Source organism: Dietzia massiliensis (assembly GCF_018390595.1).
GTDB classification, from domain to species: Bacteria; Actinomycetota; Actinomycetes; order Mycobacteriales; family Mycobacteriaceae; genus Dietzia; species Dietzia massiliensis.
Genome location: NZ_JAHBAV010000347.1, coordinates 1 through 334, shown reverse-complemented (window position 1 = coordinate 334; position 334 = coordinate 1). Strand labels below are relative to the sequence as shown.

At 67.4% G+C, this 334-nt stretch carries 1 protein-coding gene; it reads right to left on the bottom strand.

The window, feature by feature from the left end; genetic code table 11:
* Positions 1-334: sugar phosphate nucleotidyltransferase (locus tag KHA85_RS17515; protein ID WP_272875199.1), on the bottom strand; the 334-nt coding region annotated here is incomplete at both ends.

Below are 334 nucleotides of genomic sequence, written 5' to 3'. Positions count from 1 at the left end.
AAGTCAACCGCAGCCTTGAGGTAGCCGCCAGGATTTCCCAAGTCGTGTCGAGATCCGCGGTGCACGACCACATGCACCGGGTGGCCCTCCGCGATCAGCAGGGCGATCCCGTCGGTGAGTTGCACTTCGCCACCGGCCCCGCGCTCGGTGCGGCGCAACGCGTCAAAGATGGCGCGGTCGAGCACATATCGGCCCGCCGCGGCGAACAGCGACGGCGCGTCCTCGGCCTTGGGCTTCTCGACCATGCTCTTGACCCGGAGCACGTCGGGGCTCTCATCGTCGGGCACCGGCTCGACGTCGAAAACGCCGTAGGCGCTGATCTCTTCGGGGGTGA